Source organism: Paenibacillus xylanivorans, assembly GCF_001280595.1.
Taxonomy (GTDB): domain Bacteria; phylum Bacillota; class Bacilli; order Paenibacillales; family Paenibacillaceae; genus Paenibacillus; species Paenibacillus xylanivorans.
The window spans coordinates 17106-41820 of sequence record NZ_LITU01000015.1; the positions used below are offsets into that span (position 1 = coordinate 17106).

Here is a 24715-nt window from a genome sequence, read left to right on the forward strand (position 1 = left end):
TTCAGATGCCTTCCAGAGAACTCTTCAAGCGTATTTATATGCTGGTGTCCAAATGGAGAGCTGAACCGGTGGAGGAACAAGAGATCACTCCTGTGCTCAGTCGTCAGTGTGGCTGCTCGCCGCGCATGATTACAATGATGTTGGATGTTTTTGAAGAGTTATCGTTCATTACCCGAGAAGATGGAAAGATTGTGTTTGTGGATAACCCGCCCAAACGTGAGTTAACCGCTTCGCGTCATTATCAGGCGCTGGAGAGTATGGCCGAGACAGAGCAGGTGATGCTGGATGCATCGACCCCTCAACTGACACAATGGATGATATCCCGGATGAAGGGCGTATCTTAGATAGAAGTTGTGCATTTATTTTAGGAGGAGATTATTTTGGATTTTAAAGATTATATTCGTGTCATTCCTGACTTTCCACAACCGGGAATCAGCTTCAAAGACATTACGACATTGTTGAAGGATGGAGAAATGTACCGCAAGGCGATCAATGAGCTGAAAGTAATGGTTTCGGATCTCAAAATTGACGTTATTGCTGGACCTGAAGCACGTGGATTCGTTGTGGGCGCTCCTCTGGCGTACGCTCTGGGTGTCGGTTTTGCTCCGATTCGTAAAAGCGGAAAATTGCCTGGAGAGACGATCGAAGTCGGTTATGATCTTGAATATGGCAAGGATACGCTTGCTATGCATACAGATGCGATCGAAAAAGGACAAAATGTCCTGATTGCGGATGATCTGCTGGCGACAGGCGGAACTATTGCTACCTCCATTAACCTGATTGAACAATTGGGTGGCAAGATTGTAGGTGCAGCATTCCTGATTGAGCTGTCTGATTTGAATGGACGTGCGAAATTGCCGGGAATTGATGTATTTACATTGATGAACTACTAGAATTCCAGCATTCGTTGCTGTGAAGTCACGTGAACTGGATCTCCCGTTTCCCGGGAAATAATATACAGCATTAACTATTTGCAAAAAGCCTGTCCCTCAACCCGTAAAGGTTAGAGAGCAGGCTTTTTACGTTGTACGGTGTATAAAATGAAGAATGAATAAACATTGTTCTTTCAAACCAGTCGGCAAGAAATCAATCAATCCGGAGTTTTCTCGGTTAAAGGCTGTTTCTCCGTTTGATCATTCGACCAACCCAGTACTTCAAATAATTTAAACAACAAGCTCAGCAGAATTCCGACGATGGTTGCCAGAGCCATTCCCTTGAGATGAACACCATAAAACGTGATCTCAGTACCACTGAGTCCGATGACGAGTACAAGGGTAGTTAGCAACAGGTTGGTCGGTTTAGCAAAATCCACTTTCTGTTCGACCAGAATACGCAAACCGGATGCCGCAATAACTCCGAACAGAAGTAAAGATACACCACCCATAACCGGAACAGGAATGTTAGCTATAAGTGCTGAGAACGTACCTGAGAAAGAAAGCACGATCGCGATAACGGCAGCGCCGCCAATAACATACGTCGAGTAAACTCGGGTCAGAGCCATAACCCCAATATTCTCACCATAAGTTGTATTCGGTGTGGATCCAACGAAACCGGAAAGAATGGTTGAAACGCCGTTCCCGAGCAGGGAGCGATGCAGACCAGGGTCTTTGGATAGATCTTTGCCTACAATGCTGCTCGTTACAAGCAGATGTCCGATGTGCTCGACAATGACAACAAGGGCGACAGGCAAAATGGTGAGGATGACAGACCAGTCAAATGTCGGTGTCGTTACGGTAGGCAGTGAGATAAAGTCAGCGTTCGCTATTTTCTCGGTCTTTATTTCACCCATAAAGTATCCAAGCACGTAACCGGATACAATCCCGATCAGGATGTGAATGATCTTGGGGAACCCACGGAAGGTTACTGCACCAATAACAGTGATCCCGAGAGTAACCATGGCTAAAATAATAGGTTTGGCCTGAGGTACCCAGTCGGGGTTCTCAGCAGGGTTTGAATTGATCAGACCAGCCATTCCGGCTGCCACAGGTACTAGCTCGAGACCAATTAGGGCAACAATGGCGCCCATAACCGCTGGCGGGAAAACAACGTTAATCCAGCCTGTTCCGGTATATTTGATGATAAGAGCCACAAGACAGAATACAACTCCCGTTACGATGAACGCTCCAAGCGCCATGGAGTAACCGTTATCGGGGTGTTCGAGTAACACAAATGACACGGGCGCGATAAAAGCAAAGCTTGACCCAAGATAGGCCGGAATTTTTCCTTTACACATGAGTATGTACAACAATGTTCCAATACCGTTCATAAGCAAGATCATACTTGGGTCGACACCGAACAGGTTCGGCACGAGTACCGTGCTGCCAAACATGGCGAACAAATGCTGGAGACTCAGCAGTGAGCCTGAGCCAAGCGGCATTTTTTGATTAACCTGAATTTCACGTTGCAATGAATGTTCATCTCCTTTTTCCGAAACACAAATCTTCAATATAGTACAGAGTTTCTCTTCATTTAGCAATAACATTTTTCCGCTGAGCAGGGCAGAAGAATTTTTATTTCGAGAATTAACCCTTCTATTTCGGTAAATAACGGTAATAATACATAATAAATGAGGGCGATTTCCAACCTCAGTTGAATATCAGGCAACATCTTAAGGGAATGACACGGAACGTATAAAAAAATTGGATATGTGCTCTTATTCGTCAGTAGTTGACGGGAAACGGGCGAAGCGTCATAATTATAGGAAATTACTTTTACGGGGAACCTGTGTTGATATTATGTCACGGGTTCCATTTTGTATAGAAAGGACACGGAACAGATCAGAATGGGCATAGAGCAATTACTCGAGAAGGCCGGGGCATATATCAAAGAACCCGATCTGGTGCGCATACGTGAAGCTTACGAATTTGCTGATCAGGCCCACCATGGACAGACGCGAAAATCGGGAGAACCGTATATTCTGCATCCGCTTGCGGTTGCCGATATTGTTGTAAACATGCAGATGGACACCATCTCCATAATTGCAGCGCTTCTTCATGATGTAGTAGAGGATACTACGGTTTCACTTGAAGAAATCCGCAATCATTTCGGCAATACGTGTGCCATGCTTGTTGACGGCTTGACGAAGCTGGAACGTATTCAGTTCCGCTCCAAGGAAGAACAGCAGAACGAGAACTACCGCAAAATGTTCATCGCCATGGCGCAGGACATCCGTGTCATCGTGATCAAATTGGCCGACCGTCTGCATAATATGCGGACACTCAAGTTTCAGTCGGAAGAAAGCCAACGCCGGATTTCTTATGAAACGTTGGAGATTTTCTGTCCGATTGCGAACCGTCTGGGTATCTCTGCGATCAAATGGGAAATGGAGGACATCGCCCTCCGTTATTTGAATCCGCAGCAATATTACCGAATCGCAAACCTGATGCACAAAAAGCGTGCGGAACGTGAGCAATATATTGATACGGTTATGGACGGTATTACGAGCAAGCTGGATGAGATGGGAATTCAGGCAGACCTGTCTGGTCGTCCCAAGCACATCTACAGCGTGTTCAAAAAAATGACAACGAAAAACAAACAGTTTAACGAGATTTATGATCTGCTTGCGATTCGTATTATTGTGGATAACATCAAAGATTGTTATGCTACCCTCGGAATTATACACACGTTATGGAAACCGATGCCTGGACGTTTCAAGGACTATATCGCGATGCCGAAAGCGAACATGTATCAATCGCTGCATACAACGGTCGTAGGTCCCAATGGTGAACCGACTGAAGTCCAGATCCGGACATGGGATATGCACCGCACTGCTGAATTCGGGATTGCTGCCCACTGGGCCTACAAAGAAGGCGCTGCAAACGGAAACAACTTTGAAGATAAAATTACGTTCTTCCGCGAGATTCTTGAGCTTCAAAATGAAGCGCAGGATGCGTCTGAATTTGTAGAATCACTCAAAATGGATTTCTTCTCGGATCTGGTCTTTGTATTCACGCCAAAAGGTGAAGTTATTGAATTGCCTACTGGATCTGTTCCATTGGATTTTGCATACAGAATCCATACAGAGGTGGGTAATCGGACGATTGGGGCTAAAGTGAATGGCCGTATCGTTCCGCTCGATTATCATCTTAAGACAGGCGATATCATTGAAATTTTGACGTCTAAACATTCTTATGGACCGAGCCAGGACTGGCTTAAAATTGCAAAATCCTCTCACGCACGAGCGAAGATCAAGCAATGGTTCAAAAAGGAACGGCGCGAAGAAAACGTTGAAAAAGGACGCGACAGCTGCGAACGTGAGCTTAAGCGCATGGGGCTTGATCCGTCCGCTTGGATGACGGACGATAAGTTGCAGGAAGCAGCCAAAAAGTATGCCTTCAATGATATTGAGGATATGCTCGCAGCTGTTGGATTCGGCGGTATTACCGCTGCACAGATCGTGACCAAAGCAACGGAGAAACTTCGCAAGGAGCAGGAAGAATCAAGCTTACTTGGACTGAATTCCGAGATGCGTGAGCTGAAGCCTGCACCTGAACGCAAAAACCGTCCGACAAATGGCATTCGTGTCAAAGGCATAGACAATTTGCTTGTTCGTTTTGCACGCTGCTGTAACCCTGTACCAGGGGATGAGATCATCGGGTATGTTACTCGTGGGCGTGGGGTTTCCGTGCATCGTAGTGACTGTCCAAACATCCCGTCAAGTACGGACGGAGAAGAAGCAGCTCGCGTCATTGAAGTCGAGTGGGAAGAGAATATTGAAGCCAACTACAGCGTGGATATTGAGATTACGGGCCATGATCGCAATGGCTTGCTCAACGAAGTGCTTCAAGCTGTTTCCGAAAGTAAAACCAATATATCTGCCGTCACCGGACGTACAGATAAAAATAAATTAGCATTGGTGCACGTCACTATTCTGATTCGCAATACGGAGCATCTGCATTCGGTTGTGGAACGAATCAAACGGGTGAAAGATGTCTATTCTGTGCATCGGATTATGCAGTAAGGAGCCTGTAAGATGAGGGTGCTTGTACAACGCTGTAAAGAGGCTCAAGTGACCGTTGGAGACGAGCTGACGGGAAGAATTGAATCCGGATTGATGTTACTCGTGGGAATTACACATGAGGACACGGAGAAGGATGCCATATATTTGGCAGACAAAATCGCGGGACTTCGAATCTTCGAGGATGAGCAGGAAAAGATGAATCTCAGTCTGATCGATATGGGCGGGGCTGTATTATCTGTCTCACAATTTACGTTGTACGGAGATTGTCGCAAAGGGAAACGCCCAAGCTTTGCAGCGGCAGCCAGACCTGAAGCGGCAGAATTGTTGTATGAAACGTTTAATCAGCTGTTACGGGATAAAGGAATTCAGGTTGAAACCGGACGTTTCGGAGCGATGATGGATGTGACTTTCACGAATTGGGGACCTGTGACTTTAATGCTGGAAAGCCCTATTCGTCAAGAAACGCATGCATAATTGGTTGGGGAACAGGCCATAATGAGGGATAATTCGGTTCATAACACAAGATGATCAAAGGAGTATCCCACCCTCATGCGCCAATCCGTCAAGGAAACACGTTCCCGAATAGAACCTTTGCTTCTACCTGGAAACCTGTATGAGTCCCTGAAGCTTGCTCGCGCTGCTGCCGAATGTGCAACAACAATTTGGGCCCTTCAGGATTCGGATAAAGGGGAGCAGAGCCGTCTTCCGCGTGACTGAGTGCTGACAGTATTAGATCAATATTTATGTAACAGAAGTGAAAAAGTCTTGATTCGATCATCGAATCAAGACTTTTTTTGTTATGGAACTTAACCGTTCCTGACTCGGATTGTTTGATCAAAGTCAAAATAATACAGGCTCGTCATGTTATAAACGGCTCTGGTTAGGGTAATAACAGAACGAGGCACGATGGCGTGCCAGGTTCAGCATTTATTACGGGCAATGAACAAGAAATGTACACCATAAATTTCTGCGAATACCCGATTTCAAGAAATTTCGAACACGGAAAGGAGAACATACGATATGAGTAAAGTTGCTTTTTTATTGGCGAATGATTTTGAAGATTCGGAAATGCAGGTTCCATATGATGAGGTGAAAAAAGCCGGACACGACGTGGAAATTATCGGCTTGAAAGCAGGAGAGACACTGAAGGGCAAAGGTGGTAAAGCCTCCTATACTTCGGACAAAGCGATCGCTGAGGTCTCGGCTTCGGATTACGACGCAGTTGTCATTCCTGGAGGATCTTCTCCTGAAAATTTGCGTACGGACGCACATATCCTGAAATTCGTAACGGAGATCAACAGTGCGAAGAAACCAATCGCTGCCATTTGTCACGGTCCTCAAATTCTGGCAAGTGCGAATTTGTTGAAAGGCCGTACGATTACATCCTATCCACCGCTCAAGGATGATATGGTGAACGCAGGGGCAGAATTCAAGGATCATGAAGCTGTTGTAGATGGTAACTATATTACCTCCCGCACACCTGCCGATGAGCCCGCATTTGTCCGCGAGTTGCTAAAAGTTATTTAATGAAATGAAGTCAGGTAATCATACGTTAAATATGATTACGTTATAGGTTGGAGCTCGAAGCTTCTAAGTTTTTCGTTTCATCAAGCATTTATTCCGATAAAGGAGGGTTTGACATGACAAAACATATTCAGGCGTATTTTCGGACCGAGGACGAGGCAGAGGGAGCAAGAACCTCACTTCAGACGTTCCGTACAGAGCATTTGGAAGTAGGGCAACTGGACAGTGCGGTTGGCAGAGACAAACGGATCATGGTACCTCTGGTGCCTTATAACACAGCAGGTGGCGTAGGAACCAATGGAGCCATGGGTGTGGGTGCTGCCCCTGGGGTTCCCGCCAGTGAAAATGTAATCCCGGTCGTCAGCAATGTGGATCGCGATACCGAGCGAGGTTCCCGAGATAATGTCAATGAGGATGGCGACCTTCTGGATGCTGCGGATGTGTCCTCGGCTGACTATGATGATCTGCATTATGTTTTGTCTGCCAAAGTAAGGGATGAGGATTATGAGGAAATCATTCATAAACTTCGTTCCAACCAAGCTTATGTGGAAGAATTGAATTAACACGTAAAATGAAGCCCTTGTTCAATGCCCCAGACATTTAAGTCAGGCATTGCAAGGGCTTTTTATAATGTAGAAAACAACAAATTATAAAGCGCTATCATTTTTGTAATACTCCTGTAATATTAGTTACATAAGCCTTTAACATAGCCCGTTTATAATAACACACATGACCCCCTTTTTTTATATATCCTTTGAGCCTGCACACCGTGTGCAGGTTTTTTTTTTGAGATGAGAATTTATATGTTTTGGGCGAAGTTTACCCCGTATTTAAATTTTTGCTAGAATAGAGAAATGGATTTAAATATTTTAAAGCGAATTGTTTTCATAGTTGGGCTACATTGGACGGTAAATCAAGGTTCCAGCGATTGGGCTCAGGCGAATCCAATCCTATGATAGAGTGTGTGAGGAATTCATCGCCAGAGTGATCCGTCATATTCCAGATGAACATATACTCGCTGAAACGGCCCCGCCCTTATATAAGAGCCGGGCAGCCGTTTCTGACTTATGGAAATTGTCAGTTATATAGAATGCCTCGTTTGAGAAATGACACCTATAATGCTAAAGCAACGGTGTTCTCATGCGAATGGCTAGTGACAGATTTAAGGGGGAATTAGTTTTGAGTAAGGTTGGAAGAAATGATTTATGCCCATGCGGAAGCGGGAAAAAATATAAGAAATGCTGTCTGGACAAGGAGTCCTCTGCGGTAGAATCAGTACTGCGGCTGATATCAACGGAGCAGCCTGTCCAGGAGGCCTCGATTCAGCCTGAGAGCAAACTGACCTTGACCAAGTTGAAAAAGATGGTGGCGCGCGAACTGAAATGGGAGCATCCGGCTCACGAACAGCTGGCCCTGCAGCTTATTGAGGACATGAGGAACCAATACGAGCGGGAGCTGATTTTGGAAGCTCTGGTGCTATGGCACGGCTATTCCCGTCAGACCCGCCCTACTGTGAAGAAGACAGGCTCGTTCTGTGCCGCAATTGAGTATTTACTGTCCCAGGAATACGGCTTCAATGTCTCAAAGGCTGAGCTGGCCGATAAATATGAGGTAACGACAGGGACGATCTCCCGGAAGGTTAAGGAGATGTATAATTACATCGAAGAATACGGCATGGGCGGCGAAACGGACGAGCTGATGATTCTGAACAGCCCAGGCACATCGAAGGACAAAGCGCAGGCTCTGCTGTATAAGGCGATGGAAGCCAGTTCTTCCAAACGCAAAATACAGCTGGCGAAAACGGCCCTGGAGATGTATTCTGACAGCTCTGAAGCGTATCTTATTCTGGCTGAGGAATCGGATAATGAGCCTGATGCACGAGCTTACTTCAAGGCTGGAATCGCTGCTGGCGAACGCGAACTGGGCGAACTGTTTTTTGAGAAGAACAAGGGGGACTTCTGGGGGCTTCATGAGACTCGTCCATATATCCGGATATGCAAAAGCTACGCCGAATCCTGCTGGTTTGGCGGAGATGCCAAAGAAGCGGCACAAATCCTGGAGCATATTTTGGAGCTTAATACGGAAGATAATACCGGAGCGCGTTACCTGCTCGCTGCTGTGTATTTGTACAGCAACCAATTGAAGCAGGCAGAGCAACTGCTGGAGAAGTATGGGAAAGGTGACGCCGCAGCCGCCTTTGCCTATGACCAGATCATTCTGGAGTATAAGAAGAACGGAATCACCTCCCAGCTCAAAATGCTGTACCGTGTGGCCCGGGGTGTGAACAAGCATGTGCCTGATTACCTGCTGGGTTTGAAGCGGCTGCCGCATAACCTCCCTGATTTTGTCGGAATGGGCGATTCCGACGAAGCGATTGAATATGTCATTATGCACTCCCGTCTATGGGCGAGTGTGCCGGATCTGCTGAAGTGGATGCTGAAGCAATAGAGATATAAGAAGGCAATAGAAGTTGGAATTCATCTGATGAATCCAGCTTCTATTATCCTTAATTTCTGTGGACTCGGCATCCCGTACGGCGTGTGAGAATTTTTTTTAGTGCTATCTTTTTGTGTTAACCCTTGACTTTAGCACTGCGGTTCATTACAATCAGAAAATAATACGTTGACTATAGTCAATACAAGTCGATTTTTGAACTATATTACTGATTTGATGACGGGACCAAGTACTCCGTGCCCACATGACCAGAGAGGAATCCCCAGGCTGTAAGGATTCTCTTGATGAGCGGACGAATGACTTCCCCGAGAACAGACGGCGAACACATTAGATTTATATCTGATGGTCATTAGCTGGTCTGCGCAGGGCGTGCGTTATACGTAGAGCGGAATGATCTGTTTGATCGGATTGCCTGGAGCAACCTAGATCATCACCTGAACGGCGAAAGTGTCAGGGATTCCGGAATGTGGGTGGTACCACGGGTGAATGTGTAAACACAATCCCTCGTCCCTTGTTTGCTGTATATACAGCGACAGGGCGAGGGATTTTTTTGTTATACAGAGAAAAATAGATGCTGGAGGGATGAAAGATGGCTTTTCAAAAACCGACTGGAACGCAGGACTTGCTGCCTGGTGTTGTGGAAAAGTGGCAGTTCGTAGAGGAAAAAGCGCGTGATCTGTGTCGCCGCTTCAACTATCGTGAGATTCGCACACCGATCTTCGAACAGACTGCTTTGTTTGTACGGGGCGTTGGGGAGACCACAGATATTGTGGAGAAAGAAATGTATACCTTTGACGACAAAGGTAACCGCAGCATGACCCTTCGTCCGGAGGGTACAGCGGGTGTTGTCCGCGCTTATGTGGAAAATAAAATCTATGGCGAACCGGATGTCAGCAAGCTCTATTATATCGGTCCGATGTTCCGGTATGAACGTCCGCAAGCAGGTCGCCAGCGTCAGTTCCACCAGTTCGGTGTAGAAGCCATCGGAGCCCTTGATCCAGCGATTGATGCTGAAGTCATTGCGCTTGGGTATCAGCTGTGTGTAGAACTGGGGCTGAAGGATGTCAAAGTCGAGATCAACTCGGTCGGTAACCCAGCCAGCCGTGCAGAATATCGTGAAAAATTGCTCGGATTCCTCAGACCGATGAAGGACAGCCTATGCAAGGATTGCCAATCCCGGATGGAGCGTAATCCGCTGCGTGTGCTAGACTGCAAAGTCGACCAAGACAAGTTCGTAGGGGCACCGTCCATCCTGGATAGTCTGGATGAAGAGTCTTTGAACCACTTCGCCAAGCTGAAAGAGTATCTGGATGATTTTGGCGTAGATTACGCGGTTAACAATCGTCTGGTACGCGGACTGGATTACTACACCTTGACTGCTTTTGAACTGAAAGCTCAAGGCATTGGTGCGATTGATACGGTCGGCGGTGGCGGCAGATACAACGGCCTCGTTGGAGATATCGGTGGACCTGATCAGCCTGGTATTGGTTTCGGTATCGGTCTGGAGCGTATTCAACTGATTCTGGAACACCAGAACATTGATGTTAGTTCCCTTGCTCCACTCGATGTATATTTTGTTGCTCTTGGTGAAGCGGCCGATCGTGAAGTCAACCGTCAGCTGTTCAAGCTCCGTCAATCCGGTCTGTCCGGTGAACGCGACTATCTGGGTCGCAAAATGAAAGCACAGATGAAATCTGCTGACCGTTTCAAAGCCCGTTACACTGCCATTCTTGGTGATGATGAACTGGAGCGCGGCGAAATCGCCCTGAAGTCCATGGATACAGGTGAACAACAAACGGTGAAGCTGGATGAGCTTGTAGCAGCTATACGCGGAAGTAAATAAGCACGAGTTTGAAACTGTAAAATAGCAACAATTGATCCGGCAAAATCACTGAGGTTCACCAATGTTTCGGATTAAACGGAAGTTGGCGAGCCAGAGGTAACATGCCTTTTCGAATAAAATCGTCTTCACACAACCGCACTGTTGAAAAGCGGGCTCTGCCCGCCCCATACAGAACGGAAATTCACATATGAGGAGTTTGGTTATGAAAAGAAGTCATCATTGCGGCGCGTTAACACCCGCACACATCGGTGAAACCGTAACATTGAACGGCTGGGTACAGACCCGCCGTGATCTGGGGGGCGTATTGTTTATCGATCTGCGTGACCGCAGCGGAATTGTACAGGTTGTTTTCAACCCGGCTTACTCTGGCGAAGCATTGCAAATCGCTGACAGAGTGCGGAGCGAGTATGTTATCGCGGTAACGGGTAAAGTCGTTAAACGTGACGAAGAGACCGTAAACAAAAACCTGCCTACAGGCGAAATTGAAGTCCAAATTACGGAGATTGAAGTGCTGAACGCGGCCAAAACACCTCCATTCTTCATCGAAGATGGTGTGGAAGTCGACGAGTCCCTTCGTTTGAAATATCGTTACCTGGATCTGCGTCGTCCGGAAATGTTTGAAACATTGAAATTGCGTTCCAAAGCATCCAAAGTATTCCGTGATTATCTGGATGGAGAAGAATTCGTTGAAGTAGAAACACCAATCCTGACGAAGAGCTCCCCGGAAGGTGCGCGTGATTATCTCGTACCAAGCCGTGTTCATGAAGGTGAATTCTTCGCCCTGCCACAATCACCGCAAATTTACAAACAATTGCTGATGGTCGGCGGACTTGAGCGTTACTATCAAATCGCTCGTTGTTTCCGTGATGAAGATTTGCGTGCAGACCGTCAACCGGAATTCACCCAAGTCGACATCGAGACTTCCTTCCTGCAACAGGATGACCTGCTGCCAATGATGGAAGAACTGATGGCCAAATTGCTGCGTGAAACGAAAGGTATTGAGCTGGAACTACCTTTCCAACGGATTACGTATGCAGATGCCATGGGTAAATACGGTTCGGACAAACCGGATCTGCGTTTTGGCATGGAACTGGTTGAAATGAACGATATCGTAGCAAATAGTGGTGTGAAGGTATTTGCTTCTGTCATCGAAAAAGGTGGAGAAGTGAAAGTTCTGAACGCTAAAGGCTGTGGCACATGGAGTCGTAAAGAAATCGATGATCTCGGTCCTTTCGCAGCGCGTTACGGTGCAAAAGGATTGGCATGGATTCAAGTCAAAGATGGCGAGTTCAAAGGACCAATCGTGAAGTTCTTTACACCAGAAGAGATCGAAGCAGTCAAAGAACGTACTGGCGCTGAAGAAGGTGACTTGTTGCTCTTCTCTGCTGACACCAAAAAAGTGGTAGCAGATGTACTGGGCGCACTTCGTTTAAAAATCGGTCGTCAACTGGGCCTGATCGATGACAGCAAATTCAAATTTGCATGGGTTGTTGACTTCCCGCTCCTTGGATATGATGAAGATGCCAAACGTTATGTCGCAGAGCACCATCCATTCACACGTCCTAAAGACGAAGATGTGCATCTGTTTGACACAGATCCGGGTGCAATTCGTGCTCAAGCCTATGACCTTGTTCTGAATGGTTATGAAGTGGGCGGCGGTTCGATGCGTATTTACAAACGTGATGTTCAGGAAAAAATGTTCGCTGCCCTGGGACTCTCTACGGAAGTAGCCAACGAGAAATTCGGATACTTGCTTGAAGCATTCGAATACGGAACGCCACCACACGGCGGAATCGCTTTTGGTCTCGACCGTCTGGTGATGCTGCTGGCAGGCCGCACGAATCTGCGTGAAACGATTGCCTTCCCGAAAACGGCAAGTGCAACGGATCTGCTCATGAATGCACCTTCTGAAGTGGATAACTCCCAATTGGAACAACTTCACATCCGCGTAGCCCGTAAACCGGTGGCGGAAAAGAAATAAAGGAGGCATCGATTCTCAATGCTCCATCAATTTTCAAGAACAGAACTGGCAATCGGACCTGAAGGTCTGAACGCCTTGAAAAATAGTACAGTAGCTGTGCTCGGCATCGGCGGCGTGGGTGGTATTGCAGTGGAAGCCCTCGCCCGCAGCGGTGTTGGCCGTATCATTCTGATTGATAAAGACGTGGTGGACATCACCAACATCAATCGCCAGATTCATGCTTTGACCACGACTGTTGGTCAGAAAAAAGCAGATCTGATGGTGGAGCGGGTTAAGCTCATCAATCCAGAGTGCGATGCGATTGCACTGAATATGTTTTACACGGAAGAGACGTATGAGGAATTGTTCAAGTATGAGCTGGATTATGTGCTGGATGCTTCCGACACGATCATTTACAAAATCCACCTCATCAAGGAATGCCTGAAACGTAAGATTCCGGTTATCTCCAGCATGGGTGCGGCAAACAAAATGGACCCGACGAAATTCCAGGTTGCGGATATTTCGAAAACGACCATGGACCCGATTGCTCGTGTTGTCCGTACGACACTTCGTAAAGACGGTATTAAAAAAGGTGTGAAAGTGGTCTTTTCAACCGAAAAGCCGCTCAAACCACGCGAAGATGTAACACAGAAAATCGTTCCCGAGAATGCGCCCGAAATTCGCAAGGCCAAACAGCCGCCAGCGAGTAACGCCTTTGTTCCTCCGGTAGCCGGACTGATCATGGTCAGTGTTGCTGTCAAGGAACTAATCGAAATTGCAGAGAACAAGCAGCAGTAATCTGCTGTGAATGGAAAAGCGTAGATGCCGACAAGGTATCTGCGCTTTTTTGCATGCGCAAAACCTTAACAAATGTCAGGGTTACGTGATGTACTTCGATCCCAAAACCGTGTATGATATGTGGTGCTGCGCGAAATGATGATAAATACATAGAGTAACGGCAGTGAGAGAGAGGGGAACCGAACGAATGAAACAAGGATGGATGGCTAGACGACTTGGCATGGAGCCGGGAGACCAGTGGAAGAAGGAAATTGTGGCGGGAGCCATTTCCTATTTCGCCGTAGTGTATATCGTGATGGTCAATGCAACAATTCTGTCTGATGCCGGAATGCCGCTGCAGGCGGCTATGGTGGGTACACTGCTGACGTCCATTGCAGGGTGTTTGCTGATGGCATTTGGGGGTAAATCGCCGATTATCGTTGTACCTGGAATGGGCATTAATGCGTTTTTCACCTACACACTCGTACATTCGATGAAACTGAGCTGGCAGGAAGCCTTGGCGGTTGTATCCGTCACAGGTGTGCTGTTTGCGGTCGTAGCCTTTACATCGTTATATAAAATGATTAGTGAGGCCATTCCGAAAAACTTGCAGCATGGCATAACGGTGGGGATTGGCTTGTTCCTGACGTTCATCGGTTTGCAAAAAAGCGGAATCGTCATCGCACATCAGACCACGTTTGTAGCCATTGGACATTTTAATGATCCTGGTGTTATTACTGCCTGTGTTACTCTCGTGATTGCCTTAATTTTATTTATACGCAATGTACAGGGCGGACTTCTGATCAGTATTCTGGCGGGAACAGGACTGGCTTATGTACTTGGTGCCGTGAAACCGGGTGATCCTGTGTCTGCCACAGAAGCATTGCATCAATACGGCGGTTTGTTTGCCGAGCTGTCCTTCGCGAATCTGGTGGATCTATCGTTCTGGATTGCTGTATTTCTGTTGTTGCTGATTGTTGTATTTGAAAACATTGGCCTGATTACAGCCCAAACCCATCTCATTGGTCGCCCCCAAAGGTTTAAGGGCAGTTTGCGGGCTCTGTCAATCTCCAATATTTTTGCCGGGATTTTTGGTAGTAGTCCTACAGTAGCTGCGGCTGAGACAACAGCGGGTATAGCAGCAGGTGGGCGTACAGGCTTGACTCCATTGGTTACCGCAGTGCTGTTTGGTGCGACGTTCTTCTTTATTCCACTGTTGGGTTACATTCCGGACAGTGCCATTGCGCCTATTTTGATCATTATTGGCGGCTTGATGGTACAAGATGTGAAGGACATGGATTTCCGTGATTTCACGGAGGCTTTTCCGGCTTTTCTGATCATGGTCATGATTCCATTTACTTATAGCATCGTGGACGGTATGGCATTTGGATTCATTGCATATCCCGTAGCGAAGCTGGCGGCGGGTCAGGGCAAACAGGTGCCTAAAGTCATGTACGGCATTGCCATCCTGTTTTTGGCCAATTTTGTTCTGCACGGGATATTGTAAAAGGTAGGGAACGTTATGTAAGCTCATACGTATGATCTCTGGTGAACAAGGGGAGAACGGGGGAACGGGAATGGAAGAGCAACAACAAGCAGGTCAAGCTGAACCGAAAGTAGGGAAAAAAGGATTCAAGGACTTTGTGAAGCTGATTGCTGCCACAAATCCACCGAAGCTTATTCTGATTATAGCGTTAATTCTGACACTCATCCAGACGACAGCTGGCCTGATTGTCCCACTGATGACCAAAGGGCTGATTGATGGGCTGACGATGTCCGCGCTGAACAAGTCTGTTATTTTTCTGCTGCTGGGTGCATTTGTTATTCAGGCCATCGCTTCAGGCATCAGCATCTACATGTTGAATTATGCAGGTCAACGGGTAGTTGCGACACTGCGAACGAAGCTGTGGAACAAGGTGTTATCCTTGCCGATGCCATATTTCGACCGGAATCGTACGGGTGATACGATGAGTCGAATCACGAATGATACGAGTCAGATTATGACGCTAATTGCGGATTATCTTGTTTCGTTTGTATCCAATATCGTTGCGGTTGTGGGCGGGGTAGCGTTGCTTTTCTATCTGGATTGGGTCATGTCACTCATTATCCTCAGTCTGGTGCCCTTAACGCTGTTGATTCTGTTACCTGTCGGACGTAAAATGTACAAAATCTCCAAAAAACAGCAGGACGAGATGGCAGGTCTTACTTCTGTGCTCAGCCAAGTCATTGGCGAGATTCGTTTGGTGAAAGCTTATGGCACGGAGAAACAGGAGTCGGAAGCAGGCGATTCCCGCATTGGCAAGATGTTTGCTTTTGGACTACAGGAAGCTCGGATTTTGGCATTGATCGGTCCACTCTTTACGTTTGTCATGACGGCTGTACTGGTTGTAATTCTGGGTGTTGGCGGTATGCGGGTGGCTTCTGGCTTGCTGTCTCCGGGTGAACTGGTCGCCTTCATTCTGTTGTTGTTCCAGGTGATTATGCCGATGGGGCAATTTACGACACTATATTCACGTCTGCAAAAGGTTGTCGGTGCGACAGAACGCATTCAGGCTATTCTGGCACATGAAGAAGAACCGCGTCATAGCACAGCAATTGCTCCAAAAGGCAATGAGACGATTACATTTAACGACCTGCATTTCTCTTATGTAACAGGGGAAGAGGTACTGCATGGGATCAATCTGACCGTTCCGGCCCGTAAAGTAACGGCCATTGTTGGGCCAAGCGGCAGCGGGAAATCAACGCTGTTCTCCCTGTTGGAGCAGTTCTATCTTCCGGGGTCGGGCAGTATATCCTATGGTGGACAAGCCATAACGGATTATTCGTTAGCTTCCTGGCGCAGCAAGATTGGATATGTTTCACAGGAAAGTCCCCTGATGGCCGGGACAATTAAGGAAAACATGACATACGGACTGGGCCGTGAGGCAAGTATGGACGAAATTAGACATGCGGCAGAGATGGCGTATTCCTCAGCTTTTATTGATAAACTGCCTCAGGGCTACGACACAGAAGTGGGAGAACGCGGGATCAAGCTCTCCGGTGGTCAACGCCAACGGATCGCTATTGCTCGTGCTCTGCTGCGCAGCCCGGATATTCTGATGCTGGACGAAGCGACGTCCAGTCTGGACAGCACCTCGGAACATGAAGTGCAGCAAGCCCTGTCCAATCTGATGGAAGGACGAACAACGGTTGTCATTGCACACCGATTATCCACCGTCGTCGACTCTGACCAGATTGTTGTTCTGGAACAGGGCCATGTGACGGGAACCGGAACACATGCGGAGTTGATCAGTACACATCAAGTATACCGTGAGCTGGCACAGAAACAGTTTGTAGCTCAGGATGGGAAACCGAATTCTGAGCCGGAATGATTTAAAGGGTGACCGTTGTTCTTCTGTTCTTCGCGGGACAGGGAACAGGGGTTTCTTTCATTTTGCTATCCCGGTTACTGTAGCTTTTTGTACATCAATATGATATAGTGGGTATCCTTTTGTGTCGTCAGTGATTGGCTATGCAGAACAAACATATTCTTAGGAGGTAACTGAAACATGTCAGACAGCTTTCAAAGTGCCTATCAAGAAGAAGAGTACAGGTTAGAGCGAACGATGAAGGAAGTGGACAGTCAGCTGGAACGGCTGCAGAATATGCCGGTGTACACCGGCCACGACTTCACAGAACAAGTGCTGGAAGCCGGACGCGAAGAGCGCCGCACCGCCTTGTCCAAGAGCGCGCAGCAACCCTATTTCGGACGCTTGGATTTCGAAGAACAGGGCAGTGGTGCACGGAAACCGCTGTATATTGGCAAAATCGGCGTAGACCGCGAAGAGGTGGGAGAGCATCCGCTCGTCATCGATTGGCGTGCTCCTGTCGCAAGCCTGTTTTACTCATTTACCGGAGGGGAAGCCTCCGCAACGTATGAGGCCCCGGAGGGACTCATTGAGGGCTTGGTTTATCTGAAACGAAACGTGGTCATTCGGCAGCGCATATTGGAACGTGTGGCAGATACGTACAATCGGGACAGCGACCAACCAGCTGTATCGGATGAATTCCTCGTGTATCGACTGGGAGAGAACAAGGACAACAAGCTCCGTGATATCGTATCCACCATTCAGGCGGAACAGGACCAGATTATTCGTGCGGCGAGAAACACCGCATTGATCATTCAGGGTGTGGCCGGATCAGGAAAGACAACCGTCGCGCTGCATCGACTTGCCTTCTTGCTGTATCAATACAAGGAGCAGGTATCTGCGGAGAAGATGGTTATTTTCGCACCCAACCACATGTTCCTGGATTACATATCGGATGTACTTCCAGAGCTCGGTGTAGGGGACATTCAGCAGCGTACATTCCCGGATTGGGCAATGAACCTGCTGGGACTTGACCTGCCTTTGGCGGATACATCGGATACATTGAACACCTGGTTTGAAACCCCGGATACACGTCCTGAACTCAATGATGATGTACCTGGGCGATATAAAGGCTCGATTCGCTTCATGGAATTAATTCGGGAGTGGCTGTCGGGGATGGAAGAGGATTCCGTACCCGATATGGACTTCAGTCCATGGGATGGTGCGGTGCTCAGCAAAGCCGAGATCGAGAACTGGTTCGGGGATGAATACAAACATTATCCGCTGGCAAAACGGAAAGAGCGGGTCATGGCGCGTGTTCACCGCTGGATTGAGATGGAGCTCAAGAAACCTTCCCCGGAAGCCGTTCGCAAAGAGCGTAAAAAGAAAGCGGCAACCCGTGAGAAAGCCTACGCCAAAAAATGGCCTCAATATGAACCGCTTACGTTGTACAAACAGCTGTTCAAGGTCGTTAAAGGCGGTTCGGTACCTGCTTCGCTGAGCAGCCTTATCCCTAAATTGGTGATGAAGCAAACGGCAGCAGATCTGAAGCAGGATATCATCCGTGAAGAGGATTTGCCTGCATTGGTGTATATTCATACCTTGGTCCATGATATTGAAGGCTCAGAGCGGTTCGATCACGTTGTCATTGATGAAGCGCAAGACTTTTCTCCTTTTCATGTGGCATTATTGGATCGGTTCGTCAAAGGGCATTCCTTTACCATACTGGGTGATCTGTCCCAAGGCATTCATGAGTACCGTGGTGTTCATGCGTGGGAAGAGATGAGTTCGCTGTTCCCTGAGGAACAGAATGCATATTTTGCATTAACCCGGAGTTATCGCTCGACAATGGAAATTATCGATTATGCCAATACGATTCTGGAACGGGGCGTCAAGAGCGGCATTACGGCGATTCCTGTATTCCGGAGTGGTGATCCCGTACGGACATTGTCCTATGGGGAAAAAGGACGTACAGCAAGCCTCGAACAGGCTTTGAAGCTGTTAACGGTCAAAGACTATCGCACCGTCTCCATTCTGACCCGTACCCTGCATGAGGCAAAGGAGCTTCACCATGAACTCCAGGCAGCAGGCTGGGAGCTGAACTTGATTGACGGCGGCAAAAAACAGTACACAGGCGGTCACTCCGTTTTACCTGTCTATTTGTCAAAAGGGTTGGAGTTCGATGCAGTTATCGTAGCGGATAGCGATGAGAAACACTATTTGCCCAATGCGGGTGATGCGAAGCTGTTATACGTTGGCTGTACACGGGCATTGCACGAACTGTGGTTATTCCACGACGGCCCATTGCCGGACTATGCTGCTGCAACCCACAATCCGGAAGGCGAGTCTGTTGCCATTCAAGGGTGGCCTGACAGTGAGTCAGAGTGAATCCTTGTTTGCTGAACATAGTATCAATAATATAGAAAGAGCATGGCGCTGTTAAAGCGCCATGCTCTTTTGTACGTTCTCAGCAGGTAATCATTATTCACGAAAGTATATTTGCAATTTGGTTGTTGGTCGTCTACTGGGTTAACTTGCAGGTGTTCGTCGGGTCAAACCAGGTTTATCCAAGGCTGAGTCATGCCTGACGGGATGACGGTTAACCAGGAAAATGCCCAGACAGATCATTACTCCCCCTGCACCGACGATCCAGCCGACATGTTCTTCCAACAAGACGAAGCTCGACAGCAGTCCAAACAGCGGTGCCAGAAAAAGAAAGGAACTGGTCTTGGCCGGATCTGTGTTTTGCAGCAAATAAAACCAGAGTGTGAACTGAATGATGGAACAGAAAACCGTTAGCCATACCAGAACAACAATGGACGTTGTATTCACGATAAAATGAGGCTGCTCTGTAAAGACGCTCAGTAAGAGCAGTACGGCGCCTCCAGCGAGCATCTGGTAAGCGGTAAGAACAAATGTATCATGAGCAGCTCCCCAGCGTTTAATGAGCAACGTGGATACAGCAAAGGAGACAGCGCCACCGAATCCAATCCATGTTCCAGGACTGAAGCTCATATGCAATCCAAAGGTTAACACGACACCCGCAAACCCCAGAAGAACCCCAATCCATTGGATAAAACGATAGGAAACACCGTATAGAGCAGCACTCAGGATAATAACAAGCAGAGGATTCGTAAACGTGATAATCGCGGACTCACCCGAACTAATCCAGTTCATGCTGTAGTATGCACAGCCCATCACTCCAGCCGACTGGAACAAACCGATTACGGCGATTTGTGCCCACTCTTTCCAACCCACAGGCATGGGACGTTTTCTGATGATCCAGGCAAGTAAGGCTCCTGCCAATATATAGCGAAGTCCCATTAACAAAAAGGGGGGAGCATACATCATACCGATTTTGCCTGCAGGAAACGAGGTTCCCATGATGAGAGTGGTTACGATGATTAGGAGCGTATATTTTAAAGGCTTCATCAGGCTTCCTCCTTTTTGCTTCCCACCCTCAAAGCGTTTGACCGCTATCTACTGTAATCAGTTGTCCGGTCATGGATGGTTGCTCCAACGCGGCGCAAATCATATGTGCAATGTCTTCGCTTGCCGCTAATCGCTGCAACAATAACTCACCGCCCAGATGATTCATCTGTTCTTCCTTTCCTGCCCACCAACGGGTCGCGACTGCACCCGGAATGATGGCGTTAACCCGAATATTGGGAGATAGCGCATGTGCTAAAGACTTGGTTAAACCGTGAATCGCTGCCTTGGAAACCGCGTAAGGGAGGGAAGAGCCTGAACCTGTGTTGCCAGCTATACTCCCAAGATTAACGATTGCGCCTTGGCCAGCATGCTGCATTCCTTTCGCTACAGCCCGTGCGCAGTAGAACATGCCTTTGACATTGACGTCATATAGTTCATTCCATATTTCATCCGTTACAGCTTCCAGATCTTTCATTGGGATATGATACGTGATACTGGCGTTGTTTACGAGTGCAGTTACAGGTCCAACTTGTTCAGTGATAGAGTCCACCATGTGGCGAACCTCGACATCGGAACCCACATTGGCCCGAATTGCAAAAGCATGGCCTCCCGCATCCAGAATATGTTGAACTGTCTCTTCGGCCTCATCCTGGGAACGGGAGTAATTGACGGCGACGGTGGCTCCACAATTAGCGAGCAGTATACTGGTAGCTCGACCTATGCCTGTTCCGCCTCCGGTTACCAAAGCTACGGTGTTCGTCCAGTTCATCATCATTAACACTCCTTAAGTGAACACAGTGAAAGTAAGTTGCTGTGTTCTGATCTACCCCGATTGTAGCTCGAAGCAGCTATACTGTATAATGATTGTTAATGAATTAGATATCATTTTAAATGATGTCTGACTGAAAAGGTCATCGTTGGGAGGCTCGAAAATGGAGAGCGGGGATTTAAGGATATTTCAATGTGTGGCACAAGAAGGAAATCTGACCCGAGCTGCGGAGCGACTCGGTTACGTGCAGTCCAATGTTACAGCGAGAATACGGCAGTTGGAGGCCGAGGCAGGAACCTTATTGTTCATCCGTCATAATCGGGGGATGACGTTGTCTCCAGCAGGTGAGATGCTGCTGACGTATGCGGATAAAATTATTGGTCTGCTTGATGAGGCTGGAAAAGCGCTGAGCTCTACAAGTGTGCCTGCTGGCCCGCTACGGATCGGTTCCACGCAGACTGCTGCAGCAGTTCGGTTGCCTGAGCTTTTTGCAAAATACTATAAACAGCATCCGGCGGTCTCCTTATCTTTGACTACAGGTAACTCCCAAGTGCTTATGGAGCAGGTTATTGGGTATGAATTGGAAGGGGCCTTTATCGGTTGTTCAAGTGATCACCCCAATATTGCTTCTACTCCCGTATTTGATGAAGAACTATTCGTTGTCTCCTCCGGTATGGGACCGGAAGACGAAGAACTCACCAGTAAACCGATTCTGGTCTACAGCATGGGTTGTTCATATCGTCAGGTTTTGGAGGAATGGTTGTCGGTTAGCGGTGTAACCCGTCCGGTCATTATGGAATTTGGAACCCTTGAAGCGATTATTAGCGGGGTCACCTCCGGCATGGGAATTTCACTGTTACCTGAGATCGTCATTCGGCATCAGATCAAAAGTGGATCACTGCGCAAGCACACACTCCCAGTAGGCATGAATCGGATGATGACTCATTTTATTACACGCAAGGATGCCTTTGTCAGCAGTGCGCTTAGCGCATTTATGGGTATGCTGCCGCGGGAGTATGATATGATAGAGAATAGAGATTAATCAGGGTTTTGGTAAGGATCAAGTAAAGGCAATCCGTTAAGGAAGTGATGAGCAATGGATTTATTTTCGTTTCAGCAGGATTCAGAACCTCAAGCAAGACTGCTCGCTGACCGCATGCGGCCAGAGCGGCTTGATGAATACATTGGGCAAGAGCACATTATAGGACCGGGAAAACTGCTTCGGCGCGCCATTGAAGCCGATCAGATCTCGTCCATTTTGCTTTACGGTCCTCCGGGATGTGGAAAGACGACTCTTGCACATATTATTTCCCAGCATACGCAGGGACAGTTCGTTCGTCTGAATGCGGTGGATGCCTCGGTCAAGGATGTTCGTGAAGTCATCGAGCAGGCACAGACGAACAAGCAGTTGTACGGAACAAAAACCATTTTGTTCCTCGATGAGGTACACCGCTTTAATAGTTCACGTCAGGATGCATTGCTGCCTGCAGTAGAGAAGGGCACGATCATTTTTATCGGCGCTACGACAGAGAATCCCTTTCATTATGTAAATGGGGCCTTGATGAGCCGATCAACGCTTTTTCAGTTGGAGTCTCTGAACAAAGAGCATTCCCTGATTGCGATGCGCCGGGCACTGGCGGATGCGGATAAAGGTTTGGGATTCATGGACCTGAAGGCCGACGACGAGGCATTGGAGCATATTGCGACGATGGCGAATGGCGATATTCGGCGTGCGCTGAACGCATTGGAACTGGCTGCACTGACCACACCGCCAGAGATGGATGGCTCCATTCACATTACGCTTGATGTAGCCGAAGAGTCTATTCGTCGTCCGATTGTGAAGGCAGATGAATCGACACAATATGATGTATTGTCGGCATTTCATAAAAGCATCCGGGGTTCCAGTGATGCGGCACTGTTCTGGTTTTTGTATGCGGTAGAGAAGCTGGGGATGGACCCGATGACGTTTATACGTCGTCTCATTGCAGCGAGCAGTGAAGATATTGGACTTGCGAATCCACAAGCGATGACCCAGGCCATCGGGGCGCTGGATGCTTATCGCAATAATGGCTGGCCTGAAGCCAAGCTGAACATTGCCCAAGCGATTCTGTTTGCTGTTGAAAGTCCGAAGTCTAATGCGGTGTACACTGCGATCTCAAAAGCGATGAATGCCATCGATGAGGTGAAATCGGCGGAGGTACCTCTGCATCTGAGAGATACCCATTATTCCGGTGCAGTGAAGCTGGGACATGAGGGCTACCAATACCCGCACAATTATCCGGGACATTACGTGAAGCAGGAATATTTACCGAAGCAGCTTTCGCGTCGTGTATTTTATGAAGCAACGGAACAAGGCAATGAGTCCAAGATTCGTCTAAACCAACAGCGGCGCAGAGAGCTGTAAGATCGATGACCTGGGAGATGCTTGAACGATGAAAGAAATTTTCTATATTGGAATCGGTGGCATTGTGGGTACGTTGTGCCGATATGGGATTCAATTATGGATGCCAGTAACAAATGAAGGTTTCCCTTGGGCAGTACTGCTGATTAATGCCATCGGCAGCCTGTTTTTGGGTTGGTTTTTCACCATTGCTGTTCCTGGCAAAATAACGCCTCAACTTCGCCTTGCGATTGGTACGGGGTTTACCGGCGCATTCACCACATTCTCCACGTTTACTTTGGATATTGTCCGTTTATCTGAGGGAGGAATGTGGGGGGAGGCTGTTATATATCTCGTTGTGAGTTTATTTGCAGGGTTATTGCTGTGTGCATTGGGAATTAAGGTTGGACAGCGAATGCTGGTTAAACCGATGCAGGACGGTGTTGCACCATGATCATCTGGATTGGTCTTGCAGGAATGCTGGGAGCAGTGCTTCGCTACAGACTGGGTCGATGGATATCCGGCTCGCTCGGAACGGCCTTCCCATGGGGGACATGGGGCATTAATATCAGTGGTTCATTGTTACTTGGATTGCTCTATGGCTGGCATCAGTCAGCTTCGATTTCGGACGGAATCTGGGTGATATGGGGGACTGGATTTTGCGGAGCGTACACCACATTCTCTACATTTGGATATGAGACTCTTGGTCTGCTGGGGCAGGAACGTTACTCAAGAGCAGTTTTATACGTCATCAGTTCGGTACTGCTAGGGGTTGCGTCCGCTTTTGCAGGAGTGTGGCTGGCTGCATAAGTGAAAAAAAATATTTTTTTTGCAGGAAAAAGAAGGAAAAAAGCCATCCGTCATGGTATACATGAAAGATGGCTTTTGTTATAGGAATACAGGGTATTGTGCAAAATGCATATGGGATGGGTTCATTTCTGTTTTGAATCTATTGCAGCGCCGGTACAGGCACTTTTTGAACCTGATCAATCGTTCCGCCGCCGAGACACACATCTCCATCATAAAACACAACGGCTTGACCAGGCGTAATCGCTTTTTGCTGTTGGTCAAACTGTACATCCACGCTGCCATCTTCCTGCCATGTCAGGGTTACACCCTGATCCGGCTGACGATAGCGGAATTTGGCGGTACAACGGAATGGTACGTTAGGCGTATGTGCTGCACCTGCGATCCAGTTTACACCTGTTGCAGTCAGGCCGGTTGAATACAGGCTTGCATGTGCATCGCCTTGAACGACAAGCAGCTGAT

Annotated in this window: 22 protein-coding genes; 18 read left to right on the top strand and 4 right to left on the bottom strand. The window is 47.8% G+C overall.

Features of this window, described 5'->3' with window-relative positions:
- A partial coding sequence (locus AMS66_RS33330; RefSeq protein WP_236703070.1) for a single-stranded-DNA-specific exonuclease C-terminal domain-containing protein occupies window positions 1–344 on the top strand: 344 nt, incomplete at its 5' end.
- 36 nt (window positions 345–380) lie between these two features.
- The gene (locus AMS66_RS01310; protein WP_024633046.1) at window positions 381–893 is read left to right on the top strand and encodes an adenine phosphoribosyltransferase; all 513 of its coding nucleotides are present in this window, start codon (window positions 381–383) and stop codon (window positions 891–893) included.
- 197 nt (window positions 894–1090) lie between these two features.
- Here the strand turns inward: AMS66_RS01310 and uraA are convergent, their stop codons facing one another.
- The gene (gene uraA / locus AMS66_RS01315; protein ID WP_053779109.1) at window positions 1091–2407 is read right to left on the bottom strand and encodes a uracil permease; all 1317 of its coding nucleotides are present in this window, start codon (window positions 2405–2407) and stop codon (window positions 1091–1093) included.
- A 375-nt stretch (window positions 2408–2782) separates the two neighbouring features.
- On the opposite strand from uraA, the gene AMS66_RS01320 reads away from it, so the two are divergent.
- The 12 genes from AMS66_RS01320 to AMS66_RS01370 all read left to right on the top strand — a co-directional run bounded on the left by AMS66_RS01320 (window position 2783) and on the right by AMS66_RS01370 (window position 19253).
- Complete coding sequence (locus AMS66_RS01320) at window positions 2783–4960, top strand: RelA/SpoT family protein (RefSeq protein ID WP_053779110.1); 2178 nt, start codon at window positions 2783–2785, stop codon at window positions 4958–4960.
- A 12-nt stretch (window positions 4961–4972) separates the two neighbouring features.
- Window positions 4973–5434: a D-aminoacyl-tRNA deacylase gene (gene dtd, locus AMS66_RS01325; protein WP_053779111.1), complete on the top strand. Its 462-nt coding sequence runs from the start codon at window positions 4973–4975 to the stop codon at window positions 5432–5434.
- A 75-nt stretch (window positions 5435–5509) separates the two neighbouring features.
- Entirely contained in the window at window positions 5510–5677 is a 168-nt protein-coding gene (locus AMS66_RS32615) for a hypothetical protein (RefSeq protein ID WP_160319650.1), read from the top strand.
- 303 nt (window positions 5678–5980) lie between these two features.
- Window positions 5981–6487 carry a type 1 glutamine amidotransferase domain-containing protein gene (locus AMS66_RS01330; RefSeq protein WP_053779112.1) on the top strand — a complete coding sequence of 169 codons (507 nt, stop codon included), beginning with the start codon at window positions 5981–5983 and terminating at the stop codon, window positions 6485–6487.
- A 113-nt stretch (window positions 6488–6600) separates the two neighbouring features.
- Window positions 6601–7047 carry a hypothetical protein gene (locus tag AMS66_RS01335; RefSeq protein WP_053779113.1) on the top strand — a complete coding sequence of 149 codons (447 nt, stop codon included), beginning with the start codon at window positions 6601–6603 and terminating at the stop codon, window positions 7045–7047.
- Window positions 7048–7663: 616 nt separating this feature from the next.
- Window positions 7664–8932, top strand: coding sequence for an SEC-C metal-binding domain-containing protein (locus AMS66_RS01340; RefSeq protein ID WP_053779114.1), 1269 nt, complete (start codon window positions 7664–7666; stop codon window positions 8930–8932).
- Between the two features lie 595 nt (window positions 8933–9527).
- Window positions 9528–10781, top strand: a complete 1254-nt coding sequence (gene hisS / locus AMS66_RS01345) for a histidine--tRNA ligase (protein WP_053779115.1) — start codon at window positions 9528–9530, stop codon at window positions 10779–10781.
- A gap of 202 nt (window positions 10782–10983) precedes the next feature.
- Window positions 10984–12762, top strand: coding sequence for an aspartate--tRNA ligase (gene aspS, locus AMS66_RS01350; RefSeq protein ID WP_053779116.1), 1779 nt, complete (start codon window positions 10984–10986; stop codon window positions 12760–12762).
- 18 nt (window positions 12763–12780) lie between these two features.
- A complete protein-coding gene (locus AMS66_RS01355; RefSeq protein ID WP_024633055.1) occupies window positions 12781–13539 on the top strand; it encodes a tRNA threonylcarbamoyladenosine dehydratase in 759 nt (252 codons plus the stop codon).
- Window positions 13540–13726: 187 nt separating this feature from the next.
- The gene (locus tag AMS66_RS01360; RefSeq protein WP_053779117.1) at window positions 13727–15025 is read left to right on the top strand and encodes an NCS2 family permease; all 1299 of its coding nucleotides are present in this window, start codon (window positions 13727–13729) and stop codon (window positions 15023–15025) included.
- Window positions 15026–15095: 70 nt separating this feature from the next.
- Window positions 15096–16889, top strand: a complete 1794-nt coding sequence (locus AMS66_RS01365; protein WP_053779118.1) for an ABC transporter ATP-binding protein — start codon at window positions 15096–15098, stop codon at window positions 16887–16889.
- A gap of 177 nt (window positions 16890–17066) precedes the next feature.
- Window positions 17067–19253, top strand: coding sequence for a HelD family protein (locus tag AMS66_RS01370; protein WP_053779119.1), 2187 nt, complete (start codon window positions 17067–17069; stop codon window positions 19251–19253).
- Between the two features lie 141 nt (window positions 19254–19394).
- On the opposite strand, the gene AMS66_RS01375 is transcribed toward AMS66_RS01370, so the two are convergent.
- Entirely contained in the window at window positions 19395–20297 is a 903-nt protein-coding gene (locus AMS66_RS01375; protein ID WP_082350514.1) for a DMT family transporter, read from the bottom strand.
- A gap of 28 nt (window positions 20298–20325) precedes the next feature.
- Complete coding sequence (locus AMS66_RS01380) at window positions 20326–21066, bottom strand: SDR family NAD(P)-dependent oxidoreductase (RefSeq protein WP_053779183.1); 741 nt, start codon at window positions 21064–21066, stop codon at window positions 20326–20328.
- Between the two features lie 163 nt (window positions 21067–21229).
- Between AMS66_RS01380 and AMS66_RS01385 the strand changes: the two genes are divergently transcribed.
- Genes AMS66_RS01385 through crcB (AMS66_RS01400) form a run of 4 tightly spaced genes read left to right on the top strand, consistent with a single transcriptional unit; the run spans window position 21230 to window position 24256 of the window.
- Complete coding sequence (locus tag AMS66_RS01385) at window positions 21230–22108, top strand: LysR family transcriptional regulator (RefSeq protein WP_053779120.1); 879 nt, start codon at window positions 21230–21232, stop codon at window positions 22106–22108.
- Between the two features lie 54 nt (window positions 22109–22162).
- On the top strand, window positions 22163–23470 hold the full coding sequence (locus AMS66_RS01390) for a replication-associated recombination protein A (RefSeq protein ID WP_053779121.1): 1308 nt from the start codon (window positions 22163–22165) through the stop codon (window positions 23468–23470).
- Window positions 23471–23498: 28 nt separating this feature from the next.
- Window positions 23499–23900, top strand: coding sequence for a fluoride efflux transporter CrcB (gene crcB / locus AMS66_RS01395; RefSeq protein ID WP_053779122.1), 402 nt, complete (start codon window positions 23499–23501; stop codon window positions 23898–23900).
- Entirely contained in the window at window positions 23897–24256 is a 360-nt protein-coding gene (crcB, locus tag AMS66_RS01400) for a fluoride efflux transporter CrcB (protein ID WP_053779123.1), read from the top strand. Before crcB (AMS66_RS01395) ends, crcB (AMS66_RS01400) begins: the two co-directional genes overlap by 4 nt.
- Window positions 24257–24395: 139 nt before the next feature.
- Here the strand turns inward: crcB (AMS66_RS01400) and AMS66_RS33335 are convergent.
- On the bottom strand, window positions 24396–24715 hold a 320-nt coding region (locus AMS66_RS33335), incomplete at its 5' end, for an aminomethyltransferase beta-barrel domain-containing protein (RefSeq protein WP_330219273.1).

Bases quoted from the DNA above. Each gene is read 5' to 3' on its own strand.
- AMS66_RS01320 (WP_053779110.1), top strand. From the start codon at position 2,783: ATGGGCATAGAGCAATTACTCGAGAAGGCCGGGGCATATATCAAAGAA.
- dtd (WP_053779111.1), top strand. From the start codon at position 4,973: ATGAGGGTGCTTGTACAACGCTGTAAAGAGGCTCAAGTGACCGTTGGA.
- AMS66_RS32615 (WP_160319650.1), top strand. From the start codon at position 5,510: ATGCGCCAATCCGTCAAGGAAACACGTTCCCGAATAGAACCTTTGCTT.
- AMS66_RS01330 (WP_053779112.1), top strand. From the start codon at position 5,981: ATGAGTAAAGTTGCTTTTTTATTGGCGAATGATTTTGAAGATTCGGAA.
- AMS66_RS01335 (WP_053779113.1), top strand. From the start codon at position 6,601: ATGACAAAACATATTCAGGCGTATTTTCGGACCGAGGACGAGGCAGAG.
- hisS (WP_053779115.1), top strand. From the start codon at position 9,528: ATGGCTTTTCAAAAACCGACTGGAACGCAGGACTTGCTGCCTGGTGTT.
- aspS (WP_053779116.1), top strand. From the start codon at position 10,984: ATGAAAAGAAGTCATCATTGCGGCGCGTTAACACCCGCACACATCGGT.
- AMS66_RS01355 (WP_024633055.1), top strand. From the start codon at position 12,781: ATGCTCCATCAATTTTCAAGAACAGAACTGGCAATCGGACCTGAAGGT.
- AMS66_RS01360 (WP_053779117.1), top strand. From the start codon at position 13,727: ATGAAACAAGGATGGATGGCTAGACGACTTGGCATGGAGCCGGGAGAC.
- AMS66_RS01365 (WP_053779118.1), top strand. From the start codon at position 15,096: ATGGAAGAGCAACAACAAGCAGGTCAAGCTGAACCGAAAGTAGGGAAA.
- AMS66_RS01370 (WP_053779119.1), top strand. From the start codon at position 17,067: ATGTCAGACAGCTTTCAAAGTGCCTATCAAGAAGAAGAGTACAGGTTA.
- AMS66_RS01375 (WP_082350514.1), bottom strand. From the start codon at position 20,297: ATGAAGCCTTTAAAATATACGCTCCTAATCATCGTAACCACTCTCATC.
- AMS66_RS01380 (WP_053779183.1), bottom strand. From the start codon at position 21,066: ATGAACTGGACGAACACCGTAGCTTTGGTAACCGGAGGCGGAACAGGC.
- AMS66_RS01385 (WP_053779120.1), top strand. From the start codon at position 21,230: ATGGAGAGCGGGGATTTAAGGATATTTCAATGTGTGGCACAAGAAGGA.
- AMS66_RS01390 (WP_053779121.1), top strand. From the start codon at position 22,163: ATGGATTTATTTTCGTTTCAGCAGGATTCAGAACCTCAAGCAAGACTG.
- crcB (WP_053779122.1), top strand. From the start codon at position 23,499: ATGAAAGAAATTTTCTATATTGGAATCGGTGGCATTGTGGGTACGTTG.
- crcB (WP_053779123.1), top strand. From the start codon at position 23,897: ATGATCATCTGGATTGGTCTTGCAGGAATGCTGGGAGCAGTGCTTCGC.